Source organism: Streptomyces sp. NPDC048825 (assembly GCF_043198355.1).
GTDB classification, from domain to species: Bacteria; Actinomycetota; Actinomycetes; order Streptomycetales; family Streptomycetaceae; genus Streptomyces; species Streptomyces xiangluensis.
In genome coordinates this window covers 130,029-150,441 of sequence record NZ_JBICUR010000005.1, presented here as the reverse complement: position 1 = coordinate 150,441, position 20,413 = coordinate 130,029, and the positions used below count along the sequence as shown (strand labels likewise).

Below are 20,413 nucleotides of genomic sequence, written 5' to 3'. Positions count from 1 at the left end.
TCGGTTTTGAAGGGTCTCATGGATGTATACCTGGATCTTTATTTACTGAGCCCATTCCAACCTCAGGCGACAGCCGATCGGCGCTGTGTCACGGGCATCTGGTAGACCCTGGCTATGACTTTCTTGGCGGTGGTCGAGGGTGAGGCCGGCGGATGGCGCATCGATCGGGACGCGCTGACAGACGCGATCCGTGACCGGTGGTCTGAGGTCGAGATCCACTCGGTGCACCGCAGTGAAGCGCGCAGCCTCGTATGGCAATTTGAGACGGGGAACGGTCCAGGGGAGGCATATCTGCACGAAGACGGGACCTGCCTGTACATGGACGTCTGGGAGGAAGACGCGATCTGGCTGGCGATCGTCTTCCGCAGGCTGGCACCCATGGACCTTGACCTGGTGTTCTGCGATGAGGGTTACACCTTCGACGTTTGTCTGCGGGCTGGGACGACCGAGGCCGAATTGACGGACCTGGTAAATGCTGCGGGTTGATCTCAGCACGTGGCAGCGAGCTGGAGGACCAGGACGGCTTGGACAAGGCTCGTGGTCCGGGTCGTCGAGCAGCGGAGTTTAACGGCGCCCACCACCAGCTCGGCCTCATCCACGCCGAAGCCGAACGCCGCAACATCACCGTCCACATCCTGCTCGACTTCGTCCACGTCGCGGAGTACGTCTGGGCCGCCGCACACGCCTTCCACACCCCGGCAACCGCGAGGCCGAGACATGGGCCGCCGACCATCTCACCACGATCCTCGCAGGCCAAGCCCTCCGCGCCGCCGACGAGATGCTGACCCAGGCCGACCGTGAACGCCTGCCCGGCTCACGCCGCCAGGCCGTCACCGCATGCCACCGCTACCTCACCGGCCACCTCGACCAGCTCCACAACGACACCGCACTCGAAGCCGGCTGGCCCATCGCCACCGGCGCCATCGAAGGCACCTGCCGCCACCTCATCGGCGACCGCCTCGACATCACCGGCGCCCGCTGGAGACTCGAAGGAGCCGAAGCCGTCCTCCGCCTCCGCGCCCTCACCGCCAACAACGACCTCGACGCCTACTGGACCTTCCACACCCAGCGCGAACACCAGCGGCTCTACCCCAGCCCCGACCAGGCCGGACACACACCGACCGCCTGATCCACGACCTTCACTTCAAAGAGCCGCACCCGTCGCCAATTGAGCGGGTTGAGAACACTGCTACGGACCGGCTCGCTGAACACCAGGTCGACAAACCCCTGATCGACTGCGGCGGCAGAAGCCCCGGGAACGGTCAGGGCGTTGAGGACCATGGCACAGAAGCGCAGAACTACCTCCACGGGAACACGCTGCAACTGTCGCATGGTGTAGTCAGCAGTCAACGGTGCCCCGAAGATCTCATCCGGCGTGAGGAAAGCCGCAGCCAAACCGATCGGTGCCGGTTCCGCTCAAGCGGTTCGGGCGGAAGCGGACCGCGATTGCGGGCATGCCCGAGACCTACCGGGTCGGCCGCGTTCGGGCAGTGGTGACGGGCCGCTGCCCGAACCTGCGAGCGGGGTCGTGGACGACCGCGTTCAGCAGGCAGCGGTGACGGAGTCGGTCCGCAGGGGCGCGGCCGTCTTCGCGGTGATCTCGTCGAGGGTGATGCCGGGTGCGGTCTCGACGACGGCAAGGCCGTCGGGTGTGATGTCGAGGACGCCGAGGTCGGTGATGACGCGGTGGACGCACCGTTCGCCGGTGAGCGGCAGGGTGCACTCGGTCAGGATCTTCGGGCTGCCGTCGTTGGCGGTGTGCTCCATCAGGACGATGACGCGGCGGGCGCCGTGTACCAGGTCCATCGCTCCGCCCATGCCCTTGACCATCTTTCCGGGGATCATCCAGTTGGCCAGGTCACCGCGTTCGGACACCTGCATGGCGCCCAGCACCGCGGTGCCGATGTGACCGCCGCGGATCATGCCGAAGGACAGGGCCGAGTCGAAGAAGGACGCGCCGGGCACGACGGTGACCGTTTCCTTGCCCGCGTTGATGAGATCCGGGTCGACCTCGTCGGCGGTCGGATAGCGGCCGGTGCCCAGGATGCCGTTCTCGGAGTGCAGCACCACCTGCACGCCGGGCGGGAGGTGGCCGGGGATGAGGGTGGGCAGGCCGATGCCCAGGTTGACGTAGGAGCCGTCGGTGAGTTCGGCGGCGGCGCGGGCGGCCATCTGGTCGCGGGTCCAGCCCCGGGGCGTGTCCATCGTCGGGCTCATGCTCGTACCGTCCTCTTCTCGATCTGCTTGTCGGCGGCCTGAGCGGGGGTGAGCTCCACGATCCGCTGGACGAAGACGCCGGGGAGGTGGACGGCGTCGGGGCTCAGCTCGCCCGGTTCCACGAGCTCTTCGACCTCGGCGATCGTGATCCGGCCGGCCATCGCCGCGAGCGGGTTGAAGTTGGCCGCGGCGCGGCGGAAGACCAGGTTGCCGTGCCGGTCCCCCCGCCAGGCCCGGACGAGGGCGAAGTCGGTGGTGATGGCGTGCTCCAGGACGTGCGGTCGGCCGTGGAAGTCGCGTGTCTCCTTGGGCGGGGAGGCCACGGCGACCGAGCCGTCCGCCGCGTACCTCCACGGCAGACCGCCGTTGGCGACCTGGGTGCCCACACCGGCCGGGGTGTAGAACGCGGGGATGCCCGCGCCGCCGGCGCGCAGCCGTTCGGCCAGTGTGCCCTGCGGCACCAGTTCCACCTCCAGCTCGCCCGACAGGTACTGGCGGGCGAACTCCTTGTTCTCGCCCACGTAACTGCCCGTCACGCGGGCGATCCGGCCAGCGGCGAGCAGCACGCCCAGCCCGCGGCCGTCCACGCCGCAGTTGTTCGACACGACCTGCAGGCCGGTGGCGCCCTGTTCGTGCAGGGCCCGGATCACCACTTCGGGGATGCCGCTGAGGCCGAAGCCGCCGACGGCCAGTGACGCGCCGTCGGGAATGTCGGCGACCGCCTCGGCGGCGTTCGTGCTGACCTTGTTCACTGAGCGACCTTTCAGCCGGGGAGTACGGATGACCAGCCGCCGTCGACGACGAGGTTGGCGCCGGTGATGTACGAGGCCTCGTCGGAGGCGAGGAAGACGGCGGCGCCCACGACCTCGTCGGGGAGGCCGACGCGGCCGAGGGGGATGTGGCGGGCGATGGTGCACATGGGGTGATCGGCGGCGAGCAGGTCACCGCGCGAGCCCTCGGTGTCGACCATCCCGGGGCTGACGCAGTTGGCCCGGATGCCGTGCGGGGCGCCTTCGGCGGCGAGTTGGCGGGTCAGGGCGATCACGGCGCCCTTGGAGGCGGAGTGCGCCGAGCGCTGGTTGGTCAGCGAGCCGGTCAGTCCGGCCGTCGAGCCGACGGTGAGGACGCAGCCGCGGCTGCGCACCAGGTGCGGCCAGGCGCCGTGCGCGGCCAGCCATACTCAGTCCAGCTCCGCGCGCAGGGTGAAGGTGAAGTCCTCGTACGGCTGGGTGTCCACGGCTCCGAAACGGACGGCGCCGGCGTTGGCGTAGAGGATGTCGATCCCGCCGAAGGCGTCCACAGCCTCCTGCACCCACGCGCGGACGGACGCCTCGTCCGTGACGTCCAGCGGGCCTGGAGTCAGGGCCGTGCCGCCCGCCTCCCCCACGAGCCGCTGGGTCTCCAGCGCCGCCTCGTGCAGCAGGTCTCCGCCGACGACGATCGCGCCCTCGGCCGCGAAGCGCAGCGCCGCCGCCCGGCCCTGGCCACGGGCGGTGCCGGAGATCAGGGCCACCTTGCCTTCGAGGCGTCTCATGACGCCTCCGGGCGCAACGCGTCGGCGATGGACTTCACGCCGCCGTGCGCGGTGAGTCCGCCGTCGACCGGGATCTCGGCGCCGGTGATGAAGGAGGACTCGTCGGACAGGAGGAAGACCACGAGCGGGGCGACCTCGTCCACCGTGCCGGTGCGGCCGAGCGGGGTCTCGCGGATGTTCGCCTCGCGGAAGGCGGGGGCGGCGGAGGCGGTCATCTCGGTCTCGATGAAGCCGGGGTGGATCGTGTTGACGCGGATGCCGCGCGGGCCCAGCTCCGTGGCCGCGGTCTTCGACAGGCCGCGCAGTGCCCATTTGCTGGTCGTGTAGGCGACCGGGTAGTGGCCGGTGAGCGCGGCGGTGGAGCCGACGTTGACGATGGACGAGCCGGGCGGCATCAGCGGCGTCAGGTGCTGGATGGCAAGGAGCGGGCCGGTGACGTTGACGGTGTGGACGCGGGCGAAGTCGTCGGGGGTCACTTCGCCGAGGCGGGCACGCCAGGTGATGCCCGCGTTGTTGACCAGACCGTGCACCCGGCCATACGACTCCCGCAGTTCGGCGGCCAGCTCCGCCCAGTGCTCCTCGTCGGTGACGTCGAGTTGGCGGCAGCCGGGGGCCTCGGTGACGTCGGTGGCGATGACGCGGGCGCCCTCGCGGGTCAGGGCCTCGGCCTCGGCGGCGCCCTGGCCGCGCGCGGCGCCGGTGACGACGACGACCTTGCCGAGGAGTCTCTTGGGGTGCAGGTCGTTCACGGCCGTTCCCGGGTGCGGCGGCGGGCGGTCGGCAGGGGCTCCGGATTCCTCCCCGCGACCACGGTGTTGGAGACGGTCCCGATGCCCTCCACGGTGAGGGTGACGGTGTCGCCCGGCTTCAGCGGGGGCGGGGACTGCTCGCCCCGGACGCCCCACAGCTCGGCGAGGCAGCCGCCGTTGCCGCAGGTGCCGGAGCCGAGCACGTCGCCGGGGCGGACGACGGTGCCACGCGAGGCGTAGGCGACCATCTCCTCGAAGGTCCAGCTCATGTTGGACAGCAGGTCCTTGCCGATGACCTCGCCGTTCACCGACGCGGTCAGCGCCAGGCGCAGAAAGCCGTCGGTGTCCCGGTACGGCTCCAGTTCGTCGGCGGTGACCAGGTACGGGCCGAGGGTGGTGGCCGTGTCCTTGCCCTTGCACGGGCCGAGGCGGACCTGCATCTCGCGGGACTGCAGGTCGCGGGCCGACCAGTCGTTGAAGACCGTGTAGCCGATGATGTGGTCCCGTGCCTGTTCCGGCGTCAGGTCCCGCCCTTCGCGGCCGATGACGGCGGCGACCTCCAGCTCGAAGTCGAGGACTTCGCTGCCCGGCGGCACCGGGACGTCGTCGTGGGCGCCGATGACGGCGTACGGGTTGGTGAAGTAGAACGTCGGGGCGTCGTACCAGGCTTCGGGCGCCCCGCCGACGCCGTCCATGGACCGCCGTACCCCTTCGACGTGCTCCTCGAAGGTGACGAAGTCCCGCACGGTGGGCGGCTGAAGCGGTGGCAGCAGCCGCACCTCGGACACGTGAGGGCCCGGCGGGACGTCGAGCGTGGCGGCGCCGGCGCGCAGGAGTGCGTCGAGTCCGTCGCCGCCGCTGATCAGCTCCGTGAGCGAGCGCGCCCCGGGAACCGGGTGGAGGGTGCCGTCCTCCTCCACGACGGCGACCCTGCGCTGGTGTCGGTGTTCATAGGTGGCGAAACGCATGCACGGCTCCAGGCTCTGGCGGTCTTCGACAGCGGTGGGAAGCGGGGACGCGGCAAGGGCGTCAGGGCGGTGACAGGGCCACCGCGTCCCCGCGGTTCGAGGCGTCAGACCGGCGGGGCGACGAAGCAGCCGCGGTCGACGTCGTTGAACGACTCCTTGGCGATCAGCTCGTTCATCGGGTTCGCCGTGCCCCACTGGTCGGCGACCCCGGGCTGGGAGAAGTCATAGACGTGGGGGTGCCAGGTGTCCTCGTCCAGCAGCTCCAGTTCCGTCGTGTATTCGACGGTGTTGCCGTGCGGGTCGAGGAAGTAGGTGAAGGTGTTGTCGCCCGCCAGGTGCCGGCCGGGCCCCCAGACCTTCTGGAAGCCGGCGCGGATCACGCGGCCGGAGCCGCGCATGTACTCGTCGATGCCGCGCATCTCGAAGGAGACGTGGTGCAGGGCGGTGTGCGGCCCTTGGGCGATGGCCATGGAGTGGTGCTGGTTGCTGATGCGCATGAAGTGCATCGCCTCGCCCATCTTCGGATGCATCAGCGTGTCGGAGAGCCGGAATCCGAGGTGACGCTCGTACCACTCCCGAGTGCGGTTCAGATCCGGGGAGTTGAGGACGACGTGCGACAGCTTGACCGGGATGGCCTCCTTCTCCTCGATCTTGCGGTGCTGCCGGACGTTGACGTCCGCGGAGACCTCGATGGTGCGTCCGTCGACGTCGAAGAACCGGAAGCCGTACCCGCCTCCGGGGGTGTCGACCTTGCCCGGCTGGGAGATCAACTGCACTCCTCCGGCGAGGAGTTGCTCGGCGAGGGTGTCCACGTCCGCCGCGCTCGCGGCGCCGTACGAGACGAGGTCGAGGCGCTTCTCCTCGGCCTTGCGCAGCCGTACCACGTACTGCTCGGGGCTGCCTTCGGCGGCGAGGAAGGAGATGCCGGAGTCCTCGGCGACCTTGGTCAGGCCCCAGACGTCGGCGTAGAAGTCGAGTTGCTTGTCGTAGTCGGGCACGGCGAGGTCGACGTGCCGGAGATGGGTGAGCAGGCGTGCGCTCATGATGGGTTTTCCTCCTGCGGGGGGTCAGGTGAGGCGCAGCAGCGTTGCGGCGTTGCCGCCGCGCACGGCGTGGAAGTCGTCGTCGGGCAGGCGGGCGGCGCGCAGTGCGCCGACGGGGTCCTCGGTACCCATATCGAAGGGGAAGTCGGAGCCGAGCAGCACACGGTCCGGGCCGGCCGCGCCGATCAGTGCCCGCAGTACCTGCGGGTCGTGGACCAGCGAGTCGAAGTACAGGCGCTTGAGGTAGCTGCTGGGCAGGTGGGCGCAGCCCGCGCCCGCGTCGGAACGGGCCGACCAGGCGTGGTCGGAGCGGCCGATGTGGGTGGGCAGATAGCCGCCCCCGTGCGCGGCGATGACCTTCAGCTCCGGATGCCGGTCCAGCACCCCGGAGAAGATCAGGTGCGAGAGCGCGACGGCGTTTTCGGTGGGCTGGCCGACGGTGTTGGACAGGTACCACTGGTCGAGGCGTTCGTCGAGCGTGCAGCCGAAGGGGTGCAGGAAGAGGATCGCTCCCGTTTCCTCGGCCCGGGTCCAGAAGGGTTCGTAGGCGGGGTCCGACAGCTCCCGGCCAGGCGCGTGCGAGGAGATTTCGACACCCAACAGGCCCATACTCACGGCGAGTTCGAGCGCGCGCACCGCCGATTCCGGGTGCTGCAGGGGGACGAGGCCCAGACCGTGCAGCCGGCCGGGCACCTGGGCGCAGTGGGCGGCCGTCGCCTCGTTGGCCAGGCGGTACACCTTCTCCGCCGTCTCCTCGTCCGCCCAGTAGTGGTAGTGCGAGGGCGACGGGCTGACCAGCTGGACGTCCACGCCCTGCGCGTCCATCGCGGCCAGTCGTACGGCGACGTCCGTCAGCCTCGGGATGCGTTCGGCGACCATGGGGCCGGTGACGGCGAGGGCCGCGGGCCCGTTGCGACGGGCATCGAGGGCCTTGGCCTGTGCCAGGCCCGGCAGGCCGGCCACCAGGGCATCGACCTCGGGGATCAGGACGTGCGCGTGGACGTCGACCGTCGGGGAAGTGTGCGCGTCCGTGCTCGACGAGGGGCGGCTCCCGGCGGTAGCCGGGGGCTGGGTGCCTCCTCCGATGACCAGTGCTCTCTGGCCTTCCATCGCCAACTCCTTTGTTGGGCGGATTACTTGACGGCGACCGGGTTGACGGGGGAGCCGACGGCTCCGGTGATGGGCAGGGGCGCGGCGGTGAGCCAGAACTCGTACACGCCGTCGGAGGCGCAGTCGTCCGCGAGGGCGTCGGGGTCCCATATCTCGCCGATCAGCAGGCCCATGTGGGGGATGACGACCTGGTGCAGCGGCTGGAAGGCGCGGTCGAACTCGTTCGGCCGTACCTCGAAGCCCCAGGTGTCGGTGGCGATGGCGGCGATCTCGCTCGTGTGCAGCCAGCCGGCGGTGGTGAAGGACAGGCCGGGAGAGTCGCCGCCCGCATAGTCGCCCCAGCCCTCGCGGCGGGCGCGCGCCAGCTGCCCGGTCCGGACGACGACGATGTCCCCGCGGCCGACGGCCACGCCGTGCGCCTCGGCCGTCGCGGTCAGGTGTTCCTCGGTGATCGCGAAACCGTCCGGCAGCTCTCCGCGTTCACCGCCGATCACCCGGCCGACATCGAGGAGGACTCCGCGCCCGGCGACGTACGGGGCCATGTGCTCGATGCCGGTGACGAGGTCGCCGTCGGAGGTGACGACCTTCTCCGCCGCCCGACCGTTCCATGCCTTGCCATGGTCGAAGATGTGCCCGAGCCCGTCCCACTGGGTGGAGCACTGCAGCGGCATCGCGATCACGTCGTCGGCGCCGCCGAAGCCGTGCGGCATGCCCTGGTTGCCGAGGGCCGCGTCCGTTCCCGTGGCCAGCATGGTGTGGACGGGGTTGGTGCGGCGGCGCCAGCCCTTCTGCGGGCCGTCCATGTCGAACGGCTGCGACAACGAGAAACTCACGCCCCGGCGGACCAGTGCCGCACCCTCGCGTCGCTTGGCTTCGTCGAGGAAGTTCAGCGTGCCGAGCACGTCGTCCTCGCCCCAACGCCCCCAGTTGGAATACCGCTTGGCGGCCTCGTTGATCGCGCCCTCGGCGTCCGTGGGGTCGAGCGGGGCCGTCACGACGCGGTCCTGTCGGCGACACAGCGGGTGCGCTGCGCGCCCAGACCCGTGATGGAGCCCTCCATGACGTCGCCGTCGCGCAACAGCCGTCCCCAGTGCATGCCGTTGCCGGCCGGGCTACCGGTCAGCACCAGGTCGCCGGGCAGCAGCCGGGAGGTCTGGGAGATGTAGGACACCAGCCGGGCGATGCCGAAGAGCATGTCCTTGGTGGACTCGTCCTGCATGGTCTCGCCGTTGAGCTTCAGTGTGACCCGCAGGTCGCCCGGGTCGGCGATTGACTCGGCGGGCACGATCCACGGGCCCAGCGGGGTGAAGCCGGAGGCGTTCTTGCTGCGCAGCCAGTCGGTGCCGATGGCCTTCATGTCCCGGCGGAAGACGGTGGCGCGGTCGGTGAGGTCGTTGGCGATTGTGTACCCGGCGACGTACTCCAGGGCCTCCTCGACCGTCACCCGGTAGGCGGGCTTGGCGATGACGGCCGCCAACTCGAGCTCCCAGTCGGGCTGTTCGGCCCAGTCCGGGAGTACGACATCGTCGAAGGGGCCGGTGATCGCGCTCGGCAGGCCGATGAACACGTACGGCAGGTCCTCGGCGGCCCGGCGGTCCATGACCGCGGCGACCTCCGCGCGCGCCTCCTCCACGGTGCGCGGGTCGTCGGGCGAGCGGTGGGCGACCTCCAGGTCGATCACGTGCTGCCGGTAGTTGGCGCCGGACTGGAAGACCTGGCGGGGCTCGACCGGCGCGTGCACCCGCAGGCGCTCCGACGGTAGCCAGTCGGCCGTCTCGTCGGCCGCGAGTTCGTGCAGGCGAGGGAGCATCTCGTCCCAGCGGTCGAAGATCGCCCGGGCCGTCAGGGCCGGCTCCCCGAGGGCCGTGCGAAGATCCAGCACGCGCCCCCCGGGGATCACGAGACCGGGGAAAGGCGCCTGGTCAGAGGCCGAGAGAACGCCAAGGGCGAAGGGTCCGGAGAAGGACGCGGGAGCAGCTGCGGGTTTCACGGGAATGTCCTCCAGATTGCGGTGGGACCACTGTCGCCCTCAACGAGTAATCTGGGAAATCGATTCTTTAGATGTTGATCATCCGTGGTGCAAATGCCGCTGCCTGCGGCCTCGCTCTGGAGGCGTCGTGTCCCTCGCCGGCCTCGATCTCAATCTCGTCCTGTCCCTGCGGGCCCTGCTGGAGGAGCGCAACGTCACCCGCGCCGGGCAGCGCGTCGGGCTCAGTCAGCCGGCCATGAGCGCGGCCCTGGCCCGCCTACGCCGCCATTTCGACGACGACCTGCTCGCGCGCGTCGGCAAACAGTACGAACTGACCGCCCTCGGCCGCGCTCTGCTGGACCGCACCTCCACCGCCTGCGACCTGCTGGAACTAGTCTTCAGCAGCAGGGCCGACTTCGCCCCGGGCAGCGAGGAGCACGAGTTCACCCTGCTTGGCTCCGACTACGCAGTCGCCGTGTTCGGCGCCGAGCTCGCCCGGACCGTGCACGCCGAGGCCCCGGGGGTACGGCTGCGCTTCCAGCGGACGCCCCTCGACTTCATGGAGGACACCGCAGCGCAACTCAGCACGGCCGACGGGCTTCTGATGCCGCACGGCATCATCAGCGGTTTCCCCGCCGTCGACCTGTTCACCGACCGCTGGGCCTTCCTGGTGGCCGAGACCAACGACGAGATCGGCGACCAGCTGACCATGGACGACCTGGCACGGCTGCCCTGGGTCATCTACCAGCGCGCCTACGACTCTCCGGCCGCCCGGCAGCTGAGCATGCTCGGTGTCGATCCCCGCGTGGAGATCTCCGTCGACAGCTTCCAGTCGCTGCCCTTCCTGGTCGCCGGGACCCGCCGGATCGCCCTGGTACAGCAGCGCCTGGCCGAGCTGCTGCGCGGCGTGGCCGCCGTACGCCTCATGGAACCTCCCTACGGGGCTGTCCCTCTCCAGGAGGCACTGTGGTGGCACCCGGTGCACACCCACGACGCGGCCCACATCTGGCTGCGCGAGACCGCGGCCCGCGTGGGAGCGCAGCTGGCCGCTTCCGATCCCGGCCGTAGCGCCACGGTCGCACCGAGATAGCGGGCTCCTACAGGTGCCCAGCGTCCAAGGCCCGGATGAAGCTGGTGGTGGCCAGGGGGAGGTGCCCCTCGGCAAGGCCTGCATGTCGGCGAGGTAGAGCGAGGTGTGGAACATTGCGGCGCAGTTGATGACGATCTGGGCGAGAGCGGCCAGGGTGGTCTCGACGGCAACCACCGCGGTGGCCGCGATCGGGAGGGCGATGCGGCCGGTGATGGCCAGGGCGGCGAGCGTGGCCCAGGTGCACAGCAGGAAGTGTCGTCTAAAACTGACGATCACCGTTGACACCTGGGTCTCCGATCGCTATGGAGATCCGCATGCCGAAGTCCGCTCCCACCACTCCGCCGCTTGACCGTGAGTCCAAGCGGCGCCTGGCGGTGATACGCCACGTCGAAGAGGTCACCGGGAACGTCTCGCGATGTCCTGTCGGTACTTCGGGATCAGCCGGCAGGCGGAGTGCACCGTGCCGGAGTTCGGGCCCGAGTACGCCGACCTGCACGCCGACTGTCGCCAGACCAAGGACGTGCCGTTGATCCACAGCGGCGGCATCCTGCTCGTGCGCCGGTGCAGATGCGGGTGTCACCGAGGCAAGTAGTCCCCCGCACAGCACTGAGCCCCCGTCACGCGACGGCCGCTCAGCGGCTCGACGGGGTCACGTCGCGGCCGTCGGCGTCCACCCACGTGAGCCGGTCCGTGACGTCCGGCGAGGCGCTGGCGGACACCTGCTTGACCCGCACCTGCCCGAGCACGTCAGGCGCCAGCAGCATGCGGGCAATGGAGCGCTGCGCCTCCACGGGCGTGGCATCCCAGCGCTTCTCCACGTCGGGCCCGTAGCCGAACAGGGCGGCCAGCGGCGACGGGCCGGGCGTCAGCTCCATCTCGCCATTCTCCAGCTCACGGATCTCGCCGGACAGCCTCTCGATCTTGCGGCCGATGAGCCGCGCCTCGCCCGGGGTCTCCACGTCCTCGGCCTCGAACGCCTCCAACTGGCTCCGCTTCAGGATCAGTTCAGCCTGCACGGTAACCAGCTTCGCGCCGAGGTATGCGAACACCACCGTGCGGAGCAGGCAGTCCGTCTTCTCCTTGTTGATGCGGGTGCAGCCCCGGCCATGGCGCTGGTAGGCCGGGGGCTGGGGAGTACCGGCCGCCTTGCGGTAGGTGACGGTCATGGGGGCGTCACAGACGTCGCACACCAGCGTGCCGCTGAAGGCGTGCCGGGCGCCGCCGGAGAAGTTGGTGCGCCGGTCGCCGTTCTTCAGGATGTTCTGCACCTCGTGGAACACCTTGACGAACTCCGCGACGCTGACTGGCTTGCCGTCGTAGCTGGCGCCAGGGAAGTCGGCGACGACCGGCCACGACGCGGGCAGCTCCTTGCCCTTGTGGGTGCGCTTGCCGATGTAAGCGACGCGCTGCGCCATGCCGTGCATGGTCCGCGCGCTCAGCGGCTTGCCCTGGCGGCCAACGAGGCCGCGCGCCTTGAAGTCCCGCTCGATGGCGGCCATGGAGTACCCGGCGTGGATGCGGAAGAACAGCTCGATGACGGCCTGCGCCTCGTTGGGCTCGGGCCTCTGCTCGGTGGGGCGCATGACCCGGCGGCCGTTGGCGTCCCGGACGCGCTCGTAGCCACGCTCGTAGCCGAAGGGGCATACGCCGTGCCCCCTGGCGCCGCCGGAGTGGTTGAGGTTGGTCTTCACGCCGCGTGTCACCCTTTTGTGGGTCTTGTAGGACTCGTACTCGGAGTCGACCGCGTCCAGCAGCAGCGTCCGCCGGTCGTTGCCGTTGCGGGGGTCCAGGATGCGCTCGTGGGTCTGCACGTAGAAGCGCACGCCCTTCTCCTCGCACAGGTCGAGCAGCGTCACCCACTCGCCGGTCTTCCGGCTGCCGCGCGAGGACTCCCACAGCCACAGCAGGTCGGCGCCGAACCGGTCGTTACGCAGGTCGGCGAGCAACCGCTCGAAGTCGTCGCGGGCCTTCTTGGCGTAGCGGCTGGCGGAGCCGATGTCCTTGTAGGGCTTGCCGAGGGTGATGCCGAGTTCGGCAGCCGTCTCCGCGTGCTCGGAGTGTTGCTGCTCGGGGCTGCGCTCGGTACCCGACTTGTCGACGCTGACGCGCAGGTACTCGCGGGCGGTGAGCGTCGCTGTGGCTGTGGTCATCGGTCCTCCCCAGAGTCACTGAGCCCTTTCAGCACGGCCACTGATCGGGTGACGACGCCGACGTCCGCAACAGACAAGGCTCCTGTGCCGTTGAGGGAGGTGTTCGACGTCTCAACTCATCGGCGCAGGAGCCCTATTGCTTCCCTATCCTGCCGCACTCGACCTGCCGCATGCCCTGGTTGAGTGGGTCACCCTGCTCATCGTCACCCGGGAGGGTGACCGCCGCTGCAAGCTCCGCCGCACCAGCGTGCGCTGGTCGGCCTGGTGTACCTCCGCCGACATAACACCCTCGCCCAGCTCGCGGTCGGCTTCGGTATTTCCGTCGGCACCGCCCACGCCTACGTAGCAGCCGTCGTCGACCTGCTGGCCAACCGCGCGCCCGGCCTGCTGCGCGCCCTGCGCGAGGCCGATCCCGACTTCGTCCTGCTGGACAGCACTCTCGCGGAGTGCGACCGGGTCAGCGACAGCCGAGCCGACTTCTCCCACAAACACCGCCGACACGGGGTGAACGCGCAGGTCGTGACCGACCCGGCCGGACGACTGCTGTGGATCTCGCCTGCGCTGCCCGGCCGCACACACGTCCTCACTGCGGCCCGAACCCACCGGATCATCCGGATCTGCGAGCGCCAAGGCGTCCCGGTCCTCGCCGACCGCGCCTACATCGGAGCCAGCTCGTGGGTGACGACAGCCCTCAGACGTCCGCCGGGCAGTGACCTCACGCCCACCCAACAGAGCCTCAACCGTGCGCTGTCCTCAGCCCGGGCACAGGTCGAGCGCGGCATCGCGCGGCTGAAGGCATGGCGGATCTTCCACAGAACTCGGTGCAGCCCGAATCGAATGACATCAATCGCCGCCGCCGTCCTCACCCTGGAGCGGCAACGCTGAAAAGGCCCACTTCCTGCCCCCTTCCAAGGTAGCGCTAAGAACGGGGCTTTAGCGTGTACGGCGCGCTTTGGGCGGCGGCCCTGATCTCGGCGGCGTTCACGGCGCCGACCGTGCGGCACGCCGTCGACGAGGCGCTCGCCGTGATTCCGGCGAGCTGCCGGCTCGCCCGTACGGTACGCCGGGTCGTCTCCCTCCACGACACGCGGATGACCTGGGAGGACACGCTCACCACGGTGGCCGGGGAGACCGCCGGGCTCGGCTGGATCCACACCATCCCGAACGCCGCCGTACTGACCGCCGGGCTCCTGTACGGCGACGGCGACTTCACCCGCACCATCACGCTCACCGTCCGCGGCGGCCTGGACACCGACTCCAACGGCGCGACCGCGGGCTCGGTGGCCGGCGTCCTGACCGGCGCGGACGCCATCCCCGCGCAGTGGAAGGACCCGCTGGAGGACACGGTGCGCAGCGCGGTGTTCGGCTTCGACGGAGTGCGGATCAGCGAGTTGGCGGAGCGGACGGTGCGGTTGGCGCAGGCGGAGGGCTGAAGCGGGCCAGCTTGCCGGTCGCCGGGACGGGGGCGTCGGAAGCGGTCTCGAGGGCCGCGACGGCCTCTCTCACCCAGTCGGTGTACCAGGCATCCGGGAGCGGAACTGGGACCTGCTGAACGCCGGCGATCACTTCCCGCCCCAGCGCCAGGGAGAGCCCGCCGGGGTCCTCGTGGTAGTTGAGGTAGCGGGCGACGTCGACGCCTGGAGGGCAGACCTCGTCGAGGACGACGTCACCGACGAAGTCGCTGGGATCGACGAGCCAGCCCTCGCGAACCACGACGGACGGATTCAGATGGACTCGGTACAGGTAGAACTGGCTGCCCCGGTCGGCCTGGTCGCGGATCCGACGCAGCATGTTGTGGACAGCGGCCTCGTACGTCCGACGTGGAGGGCCTTCGCCCGCTGCCGCGCGGCCCACTCGGCGACCCGCTCACCCCCGCCCATCATCCTGCGGGTCTCGGAAGTCAGGACGACCGCCGGATCGAAGTTACGCGTCGGCCAGTCCGGCAGCGTGCTCGTGTGGTACCAGAAGAACCGCGCTGCCCGGTCGTCGTCGAGCGCCGGGTCGCCGGGATCGACCGTCACCCGGGGCGAGTCCTCGTGCTCGCACGTCAGGCCGCAGCCGGGGCACTGCTCTCCGCCCCGCTCCCATCGGTCGATCCAGTCAAGGTCGACGACGAAGCGACGGCCGCAGCCGCCGCACAGCATCTGCCGGTCGCGCGAGAAGTCGATCAGTCGTTCCATGGCTCCATTCTCCGGGAGCGCTCCCCGGGGCCGGCCAGACCCGGAACATGTCGAGCGGACGACCAGTCGTCGTTGGTGCTCGCGCTCTAGAACGAAGCTCAGGAAAGCTGGCTGACCAGGCCAAATGCGGCCCACGCAGATCGGATCATCATCTGATCGCTTAAGGACATGGACCCGGGGGAGTGCGTATCAGTGACTTGGTGCGCTCGTTTATGAGGCAAAATCACCCCTGCGATATCAGTGCGAACAGACCAATCCACTGCGATCGCCACATGTTCACTACTGACCTTTGCGGCGTGATGTCGTTGAGGGCTGACGATGTGTGATCGTCGCGCTATGCCTGTTGTGTGAGATATCCGCAGGGTGGTGGGCTGACGCCTGAACGGCAGGCGTTTCGCGAGCGGATCCGGCTGCAGGCCGCGGAGCGATTCGCTGCGGGTGCCTCCAATGCCGAGGTCGCCAAGGACTTACGGGTGAGTGTGCGCTCGGTACAGCGCTGGCGCCGAGCCTGGCACGACACCGGCACTGAGGGGCTGCGGTCTGCCGGGCCCGTGTCACGGCCCAAGCTGAGTGAGGCGCTGTTCACCGTGCTCGAGCAGGAACTCGCCAAAGGGCCGCTCGCGCACGGCTGGCCGGACCAGACGTGGACGCTGGCGCGGATCAAGACGCTGATCGGGCGCCGGTTCCACAAGAGCATGACGCTGTCGGCGATCGCGCAGATGTTGCACCGGCACGGCTTCAGCCACCAGGTCCCGGCCCGCCGAGCGGTCGAGCGCGACGAGGAGGCCGTGGCGGGCTGGCTGAAGGAGACATGGGCACAGGTGGAAGGTCCGTGGCGGCGCTCGACGCCTGGCTGTGCTTCGAAGACGAAACCCGGTTTCTCGATGACGCCGCCCACTGCACGGACCTGGGCCCGGCGCGGACGCACACCCGTCATCCGGGTCCGGGGACGCTCCCAGCGCCGCTTCTCCATCGCCGCTCTGGCCTGCTACAAGCGCGGTGAACGCTCACGACTGATCTACCGGCCCAAGCGCCACCTCGATCACAAGCGCGGCGCAGACGCAGTTTCACCTGGACCGACTACCGCGACCTGCTCATCGCCGCCCACCAGCAGCTCGGCGCACCCATCGTGCTCGTGTGGGACAACCTCAACGTCCACAAGGACCGCCGACTGCGGCAGTTCATCGACACCCACGACTGGATCACCTGCTACTTCCTGCCGGCCTACGCACCCGACCTCAACCCCGTCGAGGGCATCTGGTCCCTGCTGCGGCGCAGCAGCCAGGTCAACACCGCCTTCACCGACCCCGACCACCTCATCAGCACGATCCGACATGGTCTCCGCCAGATCCAGTACCGCAGCAACCTCATCAACGGATGCCTCGCCGAAACCGGCCTCACCTTGACGACATCACGGCGACAACGACACGGTGACCTTCGCTGCTGTCGCCAAGGAGGCCGGGGTGTCGAACTGGCTGGTCTACGCCGAGGGGTGCGCGAGCGCATCGAGGCCGCCCGCGCCAACCAGGACCGGGCCGTCCGCCGCGGACGGGAAGGCGGGGGGTTCGGCGAGTACGGCGGGATTGAAGACAGACCCGGAACTGGGAACGAGACGCGGTCGCCTCCGGCGCCGCCGCCCGCGGCGAACCGTGGCAGTACTACGACCTCGGCCACGGCTGGTGCACCTACACCTTCTTCGAGCAGTGCCAGCACCGCATGGCCTGCGCACGCTGCGACTTCTACACTCCGAAGCACTCCGGCAAGGGCCAGCTGCAGGAGGCGAAGGAGAACCTGCAGAAGATGCTTGCTGCCATTCCGCTCACCGATGACGAGCAAGCCGCCGTTCAAGACGGCCAGCTCGCGCTGGACCGCCTCCTGGGTCGCCTCGCGGACGTCCCCACACCCGCCGCCCCACTCCTCGCGGGCTCGGCAACCCTTCCACCGCCACGAGGCTGCCCATCGTGGAAGTCCGCCAGGGAAGAGGGGACTGAGCGGGGCCGGAGGGCACTTGATCTACGAGCCTGAGTCTGCCTCCTTGGCCACCTGCTCCAGTCGGCTTCGGTAGTCCTCCCACCAGGCCGAGTCGCCGGGCGCCACGTTGTCGCTCCCGGGCCGCTGTCCTGTGGTCCCGTCGATGAGTTCACGGACGATGTCGGCATGCCCAGCATGCCGCTGAGTCTCGGCGATCATGTGGACAAGAATCCGGCGGAGTGGCAGCTCAGGCCGCGGACCCCACGGCACCTGGCCGACAGCGTCGAGGGCAAGCGACTCGATCGTCACGTCCGAGTGAGCGCACACCCGGCGGTAATCGTCGACGATCTGCTCACGTGTCTCGTCGGCGGTCGCCCACAGGTCAGTGTTCGGCTCGGCATACCCCGCGATCCAGAGCGGCGGCGCCTCAATCGGCCGGCCGAAGGTCTCGCCGAAATACGCTGCTTCGGCGCCGGTCAGGTGCTTGACCAGCCCCAACAGGTTGGTGCCTGTCGGAGTCATGGGTCGGCGGATGTCGTACTCCGACAAGCCTTCCAGCTTCCACAACAGCGCGTCACGGGCATCCTGCAAATAGAGACGGAGATCCGCCTTCGCGTCTGATTCAGTCATCGAACCCAGTGTCCCGTTCGCTTGATCACCGTCCACTGCTTTTCTTCACGGCAAAAGCGACACAACCTTGACAAATCTGATTCCACAGAGCCCCGTGGGAGACGGTTTACGGGTTTTTCTGGAGGTGGAACCGGGCCGGGGTTGTCACCTACATCCGTGACCAGCTCCGGCGCCGGATCCGTACCGGCAAGGGCCGCTGCCCGCACCCGGTGACGCTGATCGTGGACTCCCAGTCGGTCAAGGGAGCCTCGACCGTCGGCCGGAACAGCCGCGGCTACGACGCCGCGAAAAAGATCAACGGGCGCAAGCGACATATCACCGTGGACACACTCGGTCTGCCGGTGATGATCACGGTGACGCCCGCCGACATCCAGGACCGCGACGCCGCCCGCGACGTGTTCTGGCGGCTGCGCCTCACCCAGCCGCAGATCACCCAGGTCTGGGCCGACCGCGGCTACGCCGGCGAACTCGTCGACTGGGCCCGCGAACGCCTCTGGCTCACCCTGCGCATCGTCTCCCGCCCCAAAGGCACCAAGGGTTTCGTCGTCCTGCCCCGCCGCTGGAAAGTCGAGCGCACGATCGGCTGGTGCATGAACGCCCGCCGCAATGCACGCGACTACGAGCGGCTGCCCCAGCACTCCGAAGCACACCTGAACTGGGCACTCATCACCATGATGACCCGGCGTCTCACCCGCAAGACCCCGCGCACCAACGGTTGGGCGAAGAAGTCCACGTAATGCACCTGGTCCGTCATAGAACCTTGGCATACCAATGCTCAGGAACGCCATGATCGTTATACGGCGTCGTCTCCTGGTAACCGTGCGCCTCGTACATCGCGCGGGCCGCTGCGTGCTGCGTACTAGTCTCCAGCACTACCCGCGCAGCCCCCAACTCTCGGGCAGCGACTTCGGTAGCCTGGAGCAATCCCCGCCCCAGTCCCGCTCCTTGCGCCTGGCCAGTCTCATGAATGGTGTTCAGCTGGTCATGAGCCTGCGCACCACCTCGATCAGCGCCTCACGGTGCTCGGTGAGCCGCTGCGCCGACCAGACGTCGTCCGTTGTCCCCGACTCGGTATCGCGTTGCGCAGCAAAGATGTGATGCCAGGCGCTGGCCAGGCCGTACAGGATGACGGCGAGGTCGACCGGGTTGAAGGTGGTGTCGATCCGCCCTTCGTCCCGCGCGGTGGTGAGCGGGGCGAGGGCGTGTTCGTAAGAGCCGATATTCTTGCCGCTTTGGCCTAGGGGGCGTTCAAGCTGCTTCCAGGCGGCCAACCGCATGAGGTCTGGGTGGGAGATGATGTAGTCGAAGAGGCGGCCTACGTAGCCCGGCAGATCGTCGGCGTCCAGCGGGACTGCCGCCATCACCTCGACGTGCCGTTGGTCCATCACCGCGTCAAACAGCCTTTCCTTGTCGCCGAAATACGCGTAGATGCGCTCCTTGTTCAATTTGGCGTTGCTTGCGATGCGAGCGACCCGGGCGCCGGCCAAGCCATGCGCGGTGAACTCGGAGGCGGCGGCGTCGAGCAGCCGGGCTCTGCTCGCGCTGGAATCAGACATCATGCGCTGCAGGATAATAGAGGCGTGAAACCTTCTTGTTCACCTTTTCGCCGCCATCGGTAGTGCCTACCGGAGCAAGGTGAGTCACAGACTCTGGCTGAAGAAATCTGCCAGTTTGTCGGCAGTCGGCTTGACGTACTGGTCCAGATCGTACAGGTCGAGGTGAGAGGCCCCGTCGATCAGGAAGAGCTCCTTGGGGTCCGCGGCAGCCGCGTACGTCGCTTCGTTGTGGGACCGGCTGGTGGATTCGGTGCCGACAATCAGCAGAAGGGGATGTGGCGCGATGAGACTGACCACATCCAATGCGGAAAAGGTCAGCTGCTTCTCCAGCGACCAGGCCAGCACCTTGTTCTCCCATCGGGGGTGAGCCCCACGCGTTGAGTCGTAGTAGTAGTCCGGAGCCTCCTTGAGGGGAGCGAACACGTTCTCGACCTCCGGACCCGGGATGACGGGCCAGTACGTGGGTTCGTCCCCGCGTGAGAACGCCTGCCTGGCCGCACCGCACGCCTCCAGCATGGCGACCAGAACACCGTGGTCGGAACCTGTCTGCTCGTGAAACGCGCCACGCTGATCCCCCACTCCGCTCACAGTGGCGACGGCCTTGATCCGGCGATCGGTGGCTGCCACGGCGGACGCATAGCCACCCCCGCCGCAAATGCCCATAGCGCCGATACGGTCGGGATCCGCCTCCGGGCGGTTACGGAGATAGCTCACTGCGTTCTTGATGTCTTCGATCTTCGCGAACGGGTCCTCGTCGTAGCGGGGAAAGCCTTCACTCTCGCCATACGACCGGTGATCGAAGGCCAGGGCAACGAAACCCCGGTCGCACAATTCACGGGCGTAGCGACCGGAAGTCTGCTCCTTGATCCCGCTACCTGGGGTCACTGTCACCACGGCGGCCCGCTTCTGACCCTCCTTGTAATCCTCCGGAAGGTAGAGGTGGCCCGCGACAGTGATACCGCCGCTGCGAAAGTGAACGTCGATAGGCACGGTGTGCTCCCTGCTTGTTTCTGGGTTCCGGGGCCGAAGGGGCCCTCCGGCTCAACGCGATTGGTCACGCAGCGGCTGAGCACCGAGGCAACCGATCAGATGATCCGACACTACAGAACCATAACCAATAGGGCAACCAACCGGTTGGTTGCCCGTGGTTTTGTGCAACGCTCACTAAGAACCACTGGTTGAAAAACACCTACTGACGTGCCCGATGTTCGTGACAACGCCGGAGTTCCTGCCCCAGCACCGGCAG

18 protein-coding genes and 8 pseudogenes are annotated in these 20,413 nt (G+C 68.6%); 9 read left to right on the top strand and 17 right to left on the bottom strand.

The window, feature by feature from the left end; genetic code table 11:
• Positions 1-114 precede the first annotated feature (114 nt).
• Together ACGFNK_RS14615 and ACGFNK_RS14610 are read left to right on the top strand one after the other, a co-directional pair.
• Positions 115-486, top strand: coding sequence for a hypothetical protein (locus ACGFNK_RS14615; protein ID WP_241266805.1), 372 nt, complete (start codon positions 115-117; stop codon positions 484-486).
• 80 nt (positions 487-566) lie between these two features.
• Positions 567-1,129 (top strand): annotated as a pseudogene (locus tag ACGFNK_RS14610) (ISKra4 family transposase); the annotation flags it as partial.
• 413 nt (positions 1,130-1,542) lie between these two features.
• Here the strand turns inward: ACGFNK_RS14610 and ACGFNK_RS14605 are convergent.
• From ACGFNK_RS14605 to ACGFNK_RS14565, 9 genes and pseudogenes are all read right to left on the bottom strand, one after another.
• Complete coding sequence (locus ACGFNK_RS14605; RefSeq protein ID WP_277611328.1) at positions 1,543-2,217, bottom strand: CoA transferase subunit B; 675 nt, start codon at positions 2,215-2,217, stop codon at positions 1,543-1,545.
• Complete coding sequence (locus tag ACGFNK_RS14600; protein WP_393415759.1) at positions 2,214-2,969, bottom strand: CoA transferase subunit A; 756 nt, start codon at positions 2,967-2,969, stop codon at positions 2,214-2,216. Before ACGFNK_RS14600 ends, ACGFNK_RS14605 begins: the two co-directional genes overlap by 4 nt.
• Before the next feature lie 11 nt (positions 2,970-2,980).
• A pseudogene (locus ACGFNK_RS14595) lies at positions 2,981-3,751 on the bottom strand (SDR family NAD(P)-dependent oxidoreductase).
• Complete coding sequence (locus ACGFNK_RS14590; protein WP_386347153.1) at positions 3,748-4,500, bottom strand: SDR family NAD(P)-dependent oxidoreductase; 753 nt, start codon at positions 4,498-4,500, stop codon at positions 3,748-3,750. The pseudogene ACGFNK_RS14595 and the gene ACGFNK_RS14590 overlap by 4 nt, the downstream one beginning before the upstream one ends.
• Complete coding sequence (locus tag ACGFNK_RS14585; RefSeq protein WP_165259183.1) at positions 4,497-5,468, bottom strand: fumarylacetoacetate hydrolase family protein; 972 nt, start codon at positions 5,466-5,468, stop codon at positions 4,497-4,499. Before ACGFNK_RS14585 ends, ACGFNK_RS14590 begins: the two co-directional genes overlap by 4 nt.
• Positions 5,469-5,572: 104 nt before the next feature.
• Positions 5,573-6,511 carry a VOC family protein gene (locus ACGFNK_RS14580; RefSeq protein ID WP_165259185.1) on the bottom strand — a complete coding sequence of 313 codons (939 nt, stop codon included), beginning with the start codon at positions 6,509-6,511 and terminating at the stop codon, positions 5,573-5,575.
• Positions 6,512-6,535: 24 nt separating this feature from the next.
• Complete coding sequence (locus ACGFNK_RS14575) at positions 6,536-7,621, bottom strand: amidohydrolase family protein (RefSeq protein WP_393415756.1); 1,086 nt, start codon at positions 7,619-7,621, stop codon at positions 6,536-6,538.
• Positions 7,622-7,644: 23 nt separating this feature from the next.
• Positions 7,645-8,616, bottom strand: coding sequence for a cyclase family protein (locus ACGFNK_RS14570; RefSeq protein ID WP_165259188.1), 972 nt, complete (start codon positions 8,614-8,616; stop codon positions 7,645-7,647).
• A complete protein-coding gene (locus tag ACGFNK_RS14565; RefSeq protein WP_393416265.1) occupies positions 8,613-9,617 on the bottom strand; it encodes a fumarylacetoacetate hydrolase family protein in 1,005 nt (334 codons plus the stop codon). Before ACGFNK_RS14565 ends, ACGFNK_RS14570 begins: the two co-directional genes overlap by 4 nt.
• 121 nt (positions 9,618-9,738) lie before the next feature.
• Here ACGFNK_RS14565 and ACGFNK_RS14560 point away from each other — a divergent pair, with 121 nt between their 5' ends.
• Positions 9,739-10,680 (top strand): LysR family transcriptional regulator, encoded by a 942-nt coding sequence (locus ACGFNK_RS14560; protein ID WP_393415754.1) that lies wholly within the window; start codon positions 9,739-9,741, stop codon positions 10,678-10,680.
• 75 nt (positions 10,681-10,755) lie between these two features.
• On the opposite strand, the pseudogene ACGFNK_RS14555 reads toward ACGFNK_RS14560, so the two are convergent.
• Positions 10,756-10,932, bottom strand: a pseudogene (locus tag ACGFNK_RS14555) (ABC transporter ATP-binding protein); the annotation flags it as partial.
• A gap of 163 nt (positions 10,933-11,095) precedes the next feature.
• On the opposite strand from ACGFNK_RS14555, the gene ACGFNK_RS14550 reads away from it, so the two are divergent.
• A complete protein-coding gene (locus ACGFNK_RS14550; protein ID WP_165259325.1) occupies positions 11,096-11,272 on the top strand; it encodes a hypothetical protein in 177 nt (58 codons plus the stop codon).
• 40 nt (positions 11,273-11,312) lie between these two features.
• Here ACGFNK_RS14550 and ACGFNK_RS14545 read toward each other — a convergent pair whose 3' ends face one another.
• On the bottom strand, positions 11,313-12,830 hold the full coding sequence (locus tag ACGFNK_RS14545) for a recombinase family protein (RefSeq protein ID WP_393415752.1): 1,518 nt from the start codon (positions 12,828-12,830) through the stop codon (positions 11,313-11,315).
• 136 nt (positions 12,831-12,966) lie between these two features.
• Here ACGFNK_RS14545 and ACGFNK_RS14540 point away from each other — a divergent pair.
• Together ACGFNK_RS14540 and ACGFNK_RS14535 are read left to right on the top strand one after the other, a co-directional pair.
• Positions 12,967-13,715: pseudogene (locus ACGFNK_RS14540) on the top strand (transposase family protein).
• 44 nt (positions 13,716-13,759) lie between these two features.
• A pseudogene (locus tag ACGFNK_RS14535) lies at positions 13,760-14,263 on the top strand (ADP-ribosylglycohydrolase family protein); the annotation flags it as partial.
• Here ACGFNK_RS14535 and ACGFNK_RS14530 read toward each other — a convergent pair.
• Both ACGFNK_RS14530 and ACGFNK_RS14525 read right to left on the bottom strand, forming a co-directional pair.
• Entirely contained in the window at positions 14,214-14,621 is a 408-nt protein-coding gene (locus ACGFNK_RS14530; RefSeq protein WP_393415750.1) for a hypothetical protein, read from the bottom strand. The pseudogene ACGFNK_RS14535 and the gene ACGFNK_RS14530 sit on opposite strands and share 50 nt — an antisense overlap.
• Entirely contained in the window at positions 14,555-15,010 is a 456-nt protein-coding gene (locus tag ACGFNK_RS14525; RefSeq protein WP_393415748.1) for a hypothetical protein, read from the bottom strand. The genes ACGFNK_RS14530 and ACGFNK_RS14525 overlap by 67 nt, the downstream gene beginning before the upstream one ends.
• Before the next feature lie 347 nt (positions 15,011-15,357).
• On the opposite strand from ACGFNK_RS14525, the pseudogene ACGFNK_RS14520 reads away from it, so the two are divergent.
• Both ACGFNK_RS14520 and ACGFNK_RS14515 read left to right on the top strand, forming a co-directional pair.
• A pseudogene (locus ACGFNK_RS14520) lies at positions 15,358-15,885 on the top strand (winged helix-turn-helix domain-containing protein); the annotation flags it as partial.
• Between the two features lie 9 nt (positions 15,886-15,894).
• Positions 15,895-16,415, top strand: a pseudogene (locus tag ACGFNK_RS14515) (transposase); the annotation flags it as partial.
• A gap of 608 nt (positions 16,416-17,023) precedes the next feature.
• On the opposite strand, the gene ACGFNK_RS14510 reads toward ACGFNK_RS14515, so the two are convergent.
• A complete protein-coding gene (locus ACGFNK_RS14510; protein WP_393415746.1) occupies positions 17,024-17,611 on the bottom strand; it encodes a DinB family protein in 588 nt (195 codons plus the stop codon).
• A gap of 92 nt (positions 17,612-17,703) precedes the next feature.
• On the opposite strand from ACGFNK_RS14510, the pseudogene ACGFNK_RS14505 reads away from it, so the two are divergent.
• Positions 17,704-18,339: pseudogene (locus ACGFNK_RS14505) on the top strand (IS5 family transposase); the annotation flags it as partial.
• Between the two features lie 22 nt (positions 18,340-18,361).
• On the opposite strand, the gene ACGFNK_RS14500 reads toward ACGFNK_RS14505, so the two are convergent.
• The 3 genes from ACGFNK_RS14500 to ACGFNK_RS14490 all read right to left on the bottom strand — a co-directional run bounded on the left by ACGFNK_RS14500 (position 18,362) and on the right by ACGFNK_RS14490 (position 20,157).
• A complete protein-coding gene (locus ACGFNK_RS14500) occupies positions 18,362-18,580 on the bottom strand; it encodes a GNAT family N-acetyltransferase (RefSeq protein WP_393416263.1) in 219 nt (72 codons plus the stop codon).
• A gap of 5 nt (positions 18,581-18,585) precedes the next feature.
• Positions 18,586-19,170, bottom strand: coding sequence for a TetR family transcriptional regulator (locus ACGFNK_RS14495; RefSeq protein WP_393415744.1), 585 nt, complete (start codon positions 19,168-19,170; stop codon positions 18,586-18,588).
• Between the two features lie 81 nt (positions 19,171-19,251).
• The gene (locus ACGFNK_RS14490) at positions 19,252-20,157 is read right to left on the bottom strand and encodes an alpha/beta hydrolase (protein ID WP_393415742.1); all 906 of its coding nucleotides are present in this window, start codon (positions 20,155-20,157) and stop codon (positions 19,252-19,254) included.
• Between the last annotated feature and the right edge of the window lie 256 nt (positions 20,158-20,413).